Source organism: Kosakonia sp. 1610 (genome assembly GCF_050435845.1).
GTDB classification, from domain to species: Bacteria; Pseudomonadota; Gammaproteobacteria; order Enterobacterales; family Enterobacteriaceae; genus Kosakonia; species Kosakonia cowanii.
The window spans coordinates 194,991-204,183 of record NZ_JBNDKZ010000008.1; the positions used below are offsets into that span (position 1 = coordinate 194,991).

Sequence of the window (9,193 nt, forward strand, 5' to 3'; positions counted from 1 at the left end):
GTGATGGGCGGCGCGAGCGCCCTGGTGAAGCACAAGCGGCGGAAAAAAGAAAAACGCACCATGACAGTGCATGGTGCGTTACATTTTTGCACCACCAGGCGCAGGTGCGCGCGGGGTGCTTAATTTTGGTGCATCAGGCGCTGAGCGACTCTTCCCGCGTGCTGGCTGCTAGCTCTTCACCCGCTAACTGCAGCTGGTACATCTGGTAGTAGCGCCCTTTCGCCGCCAGCAGCTGCTGATGGGTACCGCGCTCAACCGCTTGCCCGCGGTGCAGCACCAGGATGGTTTCTGCCTCGACAATGGTCGATAAGCGGTGGGCAATCACCACCAGCGTGGTCTTCTCGCGGATCGCTGCCAGCGCCTGCTGGATCGCCTGCTCGGTGCCGGAGTCGATATTCGCCGTCGCTTCATCCAGGATCAGGATCTGCGGGGCATCAACCAGCACGCGCGCCAGCGCCAGCAGCTGTTTCTGCCCGACGGAGAGATTATTCCCCTGCTCGCCAAGGCGGGTGTAGATCCCTTCACTCAGGGTGCGTGCCAGGTCGGCGAGCTGGACGATCTCAAGCGCTTTCCAGACGCGCTCTTCGCTGATATCCCGCCCAAGGGTGACGTTGGCGAAGAAGCTGTCGGCCAGCACCACCGGATCCTGCTGCACCATCGCGACGCCTTTGCGCAGCGCGCTGTGGCCTAGCGTGGCAAGCGGGCGATCGTCGAGGCGGATCTCGCCTTGAGTCAATGGGTAGTAGCCCATCAGCAGGCTGGCGAGGGTACTTTTACCGCTGCCGGTATGGCCGACCAGCGCGACAAAGCTGCGCGGCTCAACGTGCAGGGAGATATCCTGCAACACCAGTTGATCTTCGCGGTAGGCGAAGGAGAGGTTTTCAATGTCGATCGCCCCGCTGTGTAGCGGCGTCTCGTCATCGCCGTAGTTCTGGCGCGGTCGGTCCATCAGTTCGAAGACGCGCTCACCAGCGACCACCGCCTGTTGCAGCATCGACTGCTGTGTCGTCAGCTCAATCAGCGGCTCGTTAAGGCGGCCAAGGTAGCTGATAAAAGCGTACAGCACCCCAACCTCCACCGTGCCAACGGTCGAGAAACCAAACAGCATCAGCAGGCCGCAGAGCACCAGCGCGGAAAAGAGGCTCAGCAGCGGACGCAGCAGGAAGCCATCGAGGCGCAGGGTTTGCATCCGCGCGAGGTAGTGCGAGCGGCTCGCTTCGCTCATGCGCTCGCCGAAGCGCGCCTGCTGGCGGAACTGCTGGATCACGCTCATGCCGTTGATGATTTCGTTAAAGCCATCGTTGATGTCGGCAAGGTAGGCGCGCATGCGCCGCACAATCGGCGTGCTGAAACGATGATAGATCAGCATTACGATAATTACTGCCGGGAAGATGCCCATCGCCACCAGCGCCATACGCCAGTCGAGGCTAAACATCGCCACCAGCATCGCACCAATCAGCGCCGCGCTGCGCAACACAGTGGCGACCACCGTTACGTAGAGATCGCGGATCACTTCGGTGTCATTGGTCACGCGCGAGATAATCTGCCCTACTGGCTGAGTGTCGAAGGCGCTGAGCGGCTGGCGCAGCGCGGCATCCATCACATCGGTGCGCAACTGCTGCACCACGCCGACCGCCGCCTGGTTAAAGAGCAGCGCCTGGGCGTAGTGCAGCCCCGCAGCCAGCAGTTGCAGGCCGACATAGGCGGCCGCCAGCCCGGCGATCAGCGCGAGCGGCAGGTAGCTCTTCGCCACCATATTATCGATAAAGTAGCTGATCAGCGCCGGGCCGGAGACTTCGGCAATTGCCGCGACCCACAGCATCAGCACTGCTTTACTGAGCGGCTTGCGCCACGGTTTTCCGTAGACCAGCAGACGTTTCAGCGTTGGCCACTGGCGAGAGAAGTTACGCATCCTCGGCCTCCTGCGGCTGGTCGTCCAGCGCCGCTTCCAGCTGCTGATACCGGTACATATCGCGATACCAGCCTGGCTGGCGCGCGAGCTGCTCATGTTGGCCGCGCTGGGCGATATGGCCATGTTGCATAACGATAATCTCACTGGCTTCCGTCAGCGCTGACAGGCGATGCGCGCTGATAATTACGGTGCGCCCTTCGCCCCACTGGCGCAGATTGTGCAAAATCTGGTGTTCGGTGCGCCCATCCACCGCGGAGAGGGCGTCATCAAGAATAAGGATTTCAGCGTTCAGCAGCAGCGCACGGGCGATGGAGATACGCTGTTTCTGCCCGCCGGAGAGCATTACGCCGCGCTCGCCCACTTCGGTATCGTAACCCTGCGGCAGCCGCAGAATGTCGTCATGGACGCTGGCAAGCTTCGCCACATGTTCAATCTCCTCCTGCGTCGCACCGGGCCTGCCAAGGGCAATGTTATGGCCGATGGTGTCGGAGAAGAGAAACGGTGTCTGGTTGACGACAGCAAGACGGCTGCGCCAGCTGTCCAGCTTCAGCTGCGTGAGCGGCATATCGTGGAAGCGAATATCGCCCGCGTCGACATCAAAATGGCGCTGAATCAACGCCAGCAGCGTACTTTTCCCCGCGCCGGTCGGGCCGCAGATGCCAAGCATCTGGCCCGGCTCCAGGGTCGCGCTTACATTTGTCAGCGCCGCACTGTCGGTTTGCGGATAGTGAAACGCTTTGATCGAGAGCGTTAAGGTGCCGCGCTCAGCGGGCACGGTTTCCGTGCCGTCATTCACCACCGGCGCTTCTGCCAGCATATCGCGGATGCGGCTATAGGCCGCGCTGCCGCGCTCGACGATGTTAAACATCCACGCCAGCGCCAGCATCGGCCAGATCATCAGTCCAAGGTACATGGCAAAACTGGTCAGCTCGCCGAGAGTCAGCGAACCATGCACCACCATCCAGCTGCCGCCGCCAATCGCCAGCATGTTTGCCATACCGATGGCGATATAGATGGTCGGGTCGAAGCGCGCATCGACGCGCGCCACGCGCATGTTTTTCGCGCCCGTATCCGCCGCTTCGCTGCCAAAGAGCGCCGACTGGCGATCTTCCAGGCCAAAGGCTTTGATCATGCGGATGCTGGTCATACTCTCCTGGGTGCGATCGTTTAACGCGGAGAAGGCCGCCTGCGCCGCTTTGAAGCGGTTGTGCAGCTGATCGCCGTAGCGCTTGATCACCAGCGCCATAATCGGCATCGGCAATAACGACAGCAGGGTTAGCTGCCAGCTGATCTGGGTTGCCATCACAATCAGTACCACGCAGCCCATCACCAGCGAGTCGACCAGCGTTAACACCCCTTCCCCGGCGGCAAACACCACGCGATCCACGTCATTGGTGGCGCGCGCCATTAAATCGCCGGTGCGGTGGCGCAGGTAAAATTCCGGGTGCTGGCGGCTGAGCTGGCGGTAGAAATCCTCGCGCAGTTCGACGGCGAGCTGATAGGAGGCTCCGAAGAGCCAGACGCGCCAGACATAGCGCAGCAGATAGGTAACGACAGCAATCGCCACCAGCGCCGCTACCCACATCCACACCTGCTGATGGGTAAACTGCTTCTGAGTGACGCCATCCACCACAATCCCCACCACTTTTGGCGGGACCAGCTGCAAGATAGCAATAATGATAAGTAAGGCGACGGCGCCGAGGTAGCGCTGCCACTCCCGACGAAAATACCAGCCTAACTGAGCAAATAATCGCACGCGGTTACATCCTGAACGTGAATTGCCGACGGTCGGTTAACCGCCGGAAGGGTTATTCAATGGGCAAAGCCGTGGTGTATTTTATCTGTTCCATGGCGAAGCTGGAGGTGACATCCGAGAGCCCCGGCACGCTGTTGACCAGCTTCTTATAGAAGTCATCGTAGCGTTTCATATCCGCCACCTGGACGCGCAGCAGGTAATCGTACTCGCCAGCCATACGCCAAAAGCCTAGCACTTCCGGGAGCTGTGTCACTTCGCTGACGAAGCGGTTATACCAGTCGCTGCTGTGGTGCTGGGTTTTGATCAGCACAAATGCCGTCAGCCCCAGCCCGAGCTTTTCCGCATCCAGCACCGCCACGCGGCGCAGTAAGATACCGTCATCTTCCAGTTTTTTCAGCCGTTTCCAGCACGGAGTGGTGGTCAGATTAACGGCATCAGCCAGCGCCTGCAAAGAGAGCGAACAATCCTGCTGCAACAGTGCGAGCAGCTTACGGTCAATTTTATCTAACATCCCCTGCTCCGTTAGAAAATTTTTCTCTAAATAGTCTATCGCAAAGGCGAAATGGCAACCTTTTTTTCTTCGCCTTTCGCTAGACTGGGCACAAAATGACAAACGGAACAGCATCATGAACAACAGCTGGGTCAAATACGCGATTAATGAAATCAATGCCGACGCGCAGCGCTCTGCGGATACCCACCTTATCCGCCTGACGCTGACGGGTTTTCCGGGTATCAACCTCTATTTAAAAGATGAAAGCACGCACCCCACCGGCAGCCTGAAGCACCGCCTTGCGCGCTCGCTGTTTCTCTACGGCTTGTGCAATGGCTGGATTAAGGAAGGCACCACGATTATTGAGGCCTCCTCCGGCTCGACCGCCATCTCAGAGGCGTGGTTTGCACGCCTGCTCGGGCTGCCCTTTATCGCGGTAATGCCTTACTGCACGGCGAAACGCAAAGTGGAGCAGATCGAGTTTTACGGCGGCCGCTGCCACTTTGTCGACAGCGCCTGCGAGATCTACGCCGAATCAGAGCGGCTGGCGAAAGAGCTGAACGGTCACTATATGGATCAGTTCACCTTCGCCGAGCGCGCGACGGACTGGCGCGGCAATAACAACATTGCCGACAGCATTTTCCGCCAGATGAAGAACGAGCCGCATCCGGTGCCGGAAGCGATTGTGATGAGCGCCGGAACGGGCGGCACCTCGGCAACCATTGGCCGCTATATTCGCTGCCAGGGTTATGACACGCGCCTGGTGGTGGTTGACCCGGAGAACTCCGTCTTCTTTGACTACTGGCAGCAGCGCGACAGCACGCTGCGCAGCCCGATCGGCAGCAAAATCGAAGGTATTGGCCGCCCGCGCGTCGAGCCGTCATTTATTGCCGATGTGGTCGACGAGATGTTGCGCGTGCCGGATGCCGCCAGCGTGGCGACCGCGCAGTGGCTGGAGACACAGCTTGGCCGTAAAGTCGGCGCCTCTACCGGTACCAATATGTGGGGCGCGTTACAGCTTGCGGCGCAGATGCGCAACGAAGGGCGCCATGGCTCAATCGTTACCCTGCTGTGCGACAGCGGCGAGCGCTATCTTGAAACCTACTACAACCCGCAATGGGTGGCGGCGAACCTCGGCGATATCGAACCATGGAGCGCGCAAATCTCACTTTTAACCTGCACGAAATAATTCATGATGCGTCGAGGCGGCAAATCTGAGAATCCCCGGGAGCTTACATAAGTAAGTGACTGGGGTGAGCAGATGCAGCCAACAAAGAGGCAGCGTGAAGAATGATGTGCATATAAAAAAAACCGGGTTTTATTAATAAAACCCGGCTTGCTGGCAATATCTTTTCATTCGGGGGAATAAGGAAGATGTGGAGTGTCCAGCCAGTGTGTCAAAAAGTGAGACACTGCCTGATTACGGCAGTGCCCGATAACCGGTAAATGCGGCAGCGCCGCGCGCAGCTGTGGCATGGCGTTGCCCATGATCATGCCGTAGCCGACGCTCTCTAACATCTCTCTGTCATTCATCGCATCGCCAAACGCCATACACTCTTGCAGCGTCAATCCTAACGAGGCGCTGAGTACTTCCAGCGCGGCGCCTTTGTTGCAGCCGACCGGCAGAACCTCAAGACAGTCCATCGCCGCAAAGCAGATATGCGCCTGCGCGCCAATCTGCTCATCAAGCTGCTGTTGCAAGCGGCAGAGATCGTCGTGATCGCCGACGAAACTGATCTTGGCAACGTCACAGGCGGGCAGGCGTTTAAGATCGGTGATCTGATAGCTAAAGTCGCTGAAGAGATGCGCCTGCAGCGCCTCCGGCATCGGCTTGTCCGTGAGCCAGCCGGAATCATTAAACACATGCAGCGACGCACCGGTCTCCCAGCGGCCATGCAGCACGCGCTCGACCACCTGCGGGGAGAGATCCTGGCGATGGAGTAGCTCGCCCTCTATGGAGTGGATGCGCGTGCCGTTGCCGGTGATGAGAAAAGCATCCAGCCCGATATGCTGCACAACGCGCTGCATCTCCAGCGCGTGCCGACCGGTGGCGAAGGCCAGCGTAATCTCCCGTTCATGTAAACGTCGCAGCGCCGCCAGCGTTTGATCGCCCAAACGATGGTCGGGCATAAGCAGGGTGCCGTCCATATCAAAAGCGGCCAGACGCGCCATGATCTACTCTCCAGTTCTGATGCCGTTAGGTTGTGTTTCAGTATTGCGTGAGATATACGGAAGTAATAGTGAATAGATAGGAATTATTGTTCCGGGTTATGAGATTACTTAACCGCCTTAACCAGTTTCAGCGCCTCTGGTCACCCTCTGCCGGTGAGGATCAGGCGGTGAGCATTAGCGAGCTGGCTCAGCGCTGCTACTGCAGCGAACGCCATATGCGCACCCTGCTGCGCCAGATGCAGGCCGCCGGTTGGTTAACGTGGCAGGCGCAGTCCGGGCGCGGTAAACGCGGCGCGCTGCACTTCTGCGTGACGCCGGAGCGGCTGCGGCGCGAGATGCTGGAGCAGGCACTGACGGCCGGGCAGCAGCACAATGCGCTGGCGCTCGCTGAACTTGATCCTGCGGATCTGCGCACGCTGCTCAACCCCTATCTCGGCGGACTTTGGCAGAACGAGACGCCGACGCTGCGCATTCCTTACTACCGCCCGCTGGAGCCGCTGGCACCGGGCTTTCTCGCAGGACGTGCGGAGCAGCACCTTGCCGGGCAGATCTTTAGCGGGCTGACGCGTTTTATCAGCCGCAGCGCGTTGCCGCAGAGCGACCTGGCGCACCACTGGGAGAGCAGCGAGGATGGCCTGTGCTGGCGTTTTCACCTTCACGCTACCCTGCACTGGCACAATGGCGATACGGTCACTGCCGCGCAGTTGCATCAGCAGCTTGTCGCCCTGCTTGGGTTGCCGGCGCTACGGACGCTTTTCGCCAGCGTCGAGCGCATTACGCTTACCCATCCGTGGTGCATTACCTTTCAGCTTCATCGCCCCGATTACTGGCTGGCGCACCGGCTGGCGAGCTACGGTAGCCGCCTGGCACACCCCGCTCATCCGCAGATTGGCACCGGGCCATTTCGCCTTGTCGCCTTCAGCGATGAACTGGTGCGCCTTGAGAGCCACGACCACTACCATTTAGGCCACCCGCTGCTGAAAGCGGTGGAGTACTGGATTGCGCCGCAGCTTTTTGATGAGGATTTAGGCACCAGCTGCCGCCATCCGGTGCAGATTGCCATCGGCGAGCCGGAGGAGTTGCGCCACCTGCAACCGGTCAGTAACAGCATCAGCCTCGGTTTTTGCTATCTCGCCCTGCGCCCCGGCGCGCGGCTAAGCCCGGCGCAGGCGCGCCGTCTGGTGCAGATTATTCATCACACCTCGCTTTTGCAGACGCTGCCGCTGGATGAGGGGCTGATTACCCCAAGCCGGGAGTTACTGCCCGGCTGGCATATTCCCGGCTGGCCTGAAGAAAAGGTCGCCTTACCGGCGAAACTGACGCTTATCTACCACCTGCCGGTGGAGTTGCACACCATGGCGCAGCAGCTTAAAGCCTCTCTTGCCGTGCTCGGCTGCGAGCTGACGGTAATTTTTCACAACGGTAAACGCTGGGAAGGGTGTCGCGAACTGGCGGCGGCAGATCTGGTGATGGGCGACAGGCTGATTGGCGAAGCGCCGGAGTACACCCTTGAGCAATGGCTGCGCTGCGATCCGCTGTGGCCGAACCTCCTCGGCAGTGCGCAGTTCGCGCATCTGCAGGCAACGCTGGATGCGGTGCAGTGCCAGGCCGACGAGCAGGCGCGTATTGCGGCGTTAAAAGCGCTCTTTGACAGGTTGATGGACGAGGCGCTGCTGACGCCGCTCTTTAATTACCACTACCGCATTAGCGCGCCGCCGGGCGTTGAGGGGATCGAGGTCAATCGCCGCGGCTGGTTTGAGTTTACCGAGGCCTGGCTTCCGGCCCCGTCGCCGTGAAGAAGCTGGTCGCTGCCAGGCTCACGCGCTACCATACCTTTTTTGTGTAAATGTCAGGAATAACTATGAAACGTGCCGTTGTCGTCTTCAGTGGCGGACAAGACTCCACGACCTGCCTGGTGCAGGCGTTACAGCAGTATGATGAAGTCCATTGCGTGACGTTTGATTATGGGCAGCGCCATCGCGCTGAGATCGACGTCGCGCGCGAACTGGCGCAAAAGCTGGGCGCTCGGGCGCATAAAGTGCTGGATGTGACGCTGCTTAACGAACTGGCCGTGAGCAGCCTGACGCGCGACAGCATTCCGGTGCCGGATTATGAAGAGAGCGCGGACGGCATCCCGAATACCTTTGTTCCCGGGCGCAATATTCTCTTTCTGACGCTGGCGGCGGTATACGCTTACCAGGTGCAGGCAGAAGCGGTGATCACCGGCGTGTGTGAGACCGATTTCTCAGGCTACCCGGACTGCCGCGACGAGTTTGTGAAGGCGCTTAGCCACGCGGTCAGCCTCGGTCTGGCGAAGGATATCCGTTTTGAAACGCCGCTAATGTGGATCGATAAAGCCCAGACCTGGGCGCTGGCAGATTACTGGGGCGCGCTCGATATGGTGCGCAGCGAAACCCTGACCTGCTACAACGGCATTAAAGGGGATGGTTGCGGCCACTGCGCGGCGTGTCATTTACGCGCCAACGGGTTGCAGCAGTACCTTGCCGATAAAGCCTCAGTAATAAGCGCAATGAAAGCAAAAACCGGATTGAAATAACCCCGCACAGACCCCGTAGGCCGGATAAGCGGTCGCGCCATCCGGCATTATCACCGCGGCACAATTGCCGGATGGCGGCTTCGCCTTATCCGGCCTACGGTAACGAAGCCGCTGAAACCGAGTAGGCCGGATAAGCGCCAGCGCCATCCGGCAATCTATCAGCGACACCGTCTTTGCTTTTATCTGCAATATTACAGCGATGGGGTTGTGTCCCCGCTGAAATCGGCGAACCGAAGCGGGAATGACAAGGTCTGGACGCCATGGATGGCGGACAGAGGCGAACCGAGACAGGGACAAAATTGCCGG

At 59.5% G+C, this 9,193-nt stretch carries 7 protein-coding genes; 3 read left to right on the forward strand and 4 right to left on the reverse strand.

The genetic code is table 11. The features are described 5' to 3' along the window. Nucleotides 1-133 precede the first annotated feature (133 nt). Genes ABIC80_RS19675 through ABIC80_RS19685 form a run of 3 tightly spaced genes read right to left on the reverse strand, consistent with a single transcriptional unit; the run spans nucleotide 134 to nucleotide 4,179 of the window. Nucleotides 134-1,912: a SmdB family multidrug efflux ABC transporter permease/ATP-binding protein gene (locus tag ABIC80_RS19675; protein WP_429178357.1), complete on the reverse strand. Its 1,779-nt coding sequence runs from the start codon at nucleotides 1,910-1,912 to the stop codon at nucleotides 134-136. Further along, the gene (locus tag ABIC80_RS19680) at nucleotides 1,905-3,668 is read right to left on the reverse strand and encodes a SmdA family multidrug ABC transporter permease/ATP-binding protein (protein ID WP_429178359.1); all 1,764 of its coding nucleotides are present in this window, start codon (nucleotides 3,666-3,668) and stop codon (nucleotides 1,905-1,907) included. Before ABIC80_RS19680 ends, ABIC80_RS19675 begins: the two co-directional genes overlap by 8 nt. A gap of 52 nt (nucleotides 3,669-3,720) precedes the next feature. Next, entirely contained in the window at nucleotides 3,721-4,179 is a 459-nt protein-coding gene (locus ABIC80_RS19685; RefSeq protein ID WP_023478271.1) for an Lrp/AsnC family transcriptional regulator, read from the reverse strand. Between the two features lie 115 nt (nucleotides 4,180-4,294). Here ABIC80_RS19685 and ABIC80_RS19690 point away from each other — a divergent pair, with 115 nt between their 5' ends. Then, entirely contained in the window at nucleotides 4,295-5,347 is a 1,053-nt protein-coding gene (locus ABIC80_RS19690) for a PLP-dependent cysteine synthase family protein (protein ID WP_305206725.1), read from the forward strand. A 164-nt stretch (nucleotides 5,348-5,511) separates the two neighbouring features. Here the strand turns inward: ABIC80_RS19690 and cof are convergent, their stop codons facing one another. Further along, nucleotides 5,512-6,330, reverse strand: coding sequence for an HMP-PP phosphatase (gene cof / locus ABIC80_RS19695; RefSeq protein WP_094419527.1), 819 nt, complete (start codon nucleotides 6,328-6,330; stop codon nucleotides 5,512-5,514). A gap of 98 nt (nucleotides 6,331-6,428) precedes the next feature. Between cof and ABIC80_RS19700 the strand changes: the two genes are divergently transcribed. Together ABIC80_RS19700 and queC are read left to right on the forward strand one after the other, a co-directional pair. Then, complete coding sequence (locus ABIC80_RS19700; RefSeq protein ID WP_429178361.1) at nucleotides 6,429-8,126, forward strand: SgrR family transcriptional regulator; 1,698 nt, start codon at nucleotides 6,429-6,431, stop codon at nucleotides 8,124-8,126. Nucleotides 8,127-8,191: 65 nt separating this feature from the next. Continuing rightward, nucleotides 8,192-8,887, forward strand: a complete 696-nt coding sequence (gene queC, locus ABIC80_RS19705; RefSeq protein WP_429178363.1) for a 7-cyano-7-deazaguanine synthase QueC — start codon at nucleotides 8,192-8,194, stop codon at nucleotides 8,885-8,887. Nucleotides 8,888-9,193: the final 306 nt, after the last annotated feature.

Excerpts from the sequence above, each read along its gene's own strand:
- ABIC80_RS19675 (WP_429178357.1), bottom strand. The coding sequence starts at position 1,912 with ATGCGTAACTTCTCTCGCCAGTGGCCAACGCTGAAACGTCTGCTGGTC.
- ABIC80_RS19685 (WP_023478271.1), bottom strand. The coding sequence starts at position 4,179 with ATGTTAGATAAAATTGACCGTAAGCTGCTCGCACTGTTGCAGCAGGAT.
- ABIC80_RS19690 (WP_305206725.1), top strand. The coding sequence starts at position 4,295 with ATGAACAACAGCTGGGTCAAATACGCGATTAATGAAATCAATGCCGAC.
- cof (WP_094419527.1), bottom strand. The coding sequence starts at position 6,330 with ATGGCGCGTCTGGCCGCTTTTGATATGGACGGCACCCTGCTTATGCCC.
- ABIC80_RS19700 (WP_429178361.1), top strand. The coding sequence starts at position 6,429 with ATGAGATTACTTAACCGCCTTAACCAGTTTCAGCGCCTCTGGTCACCC.
- queC (WP_429178363.1), top strand. The coding sequence starts at position 8,192 with ATGAAACGTGCCGTTGTCGTCTTCAGTGGCGGACAAGACTCCACGACC.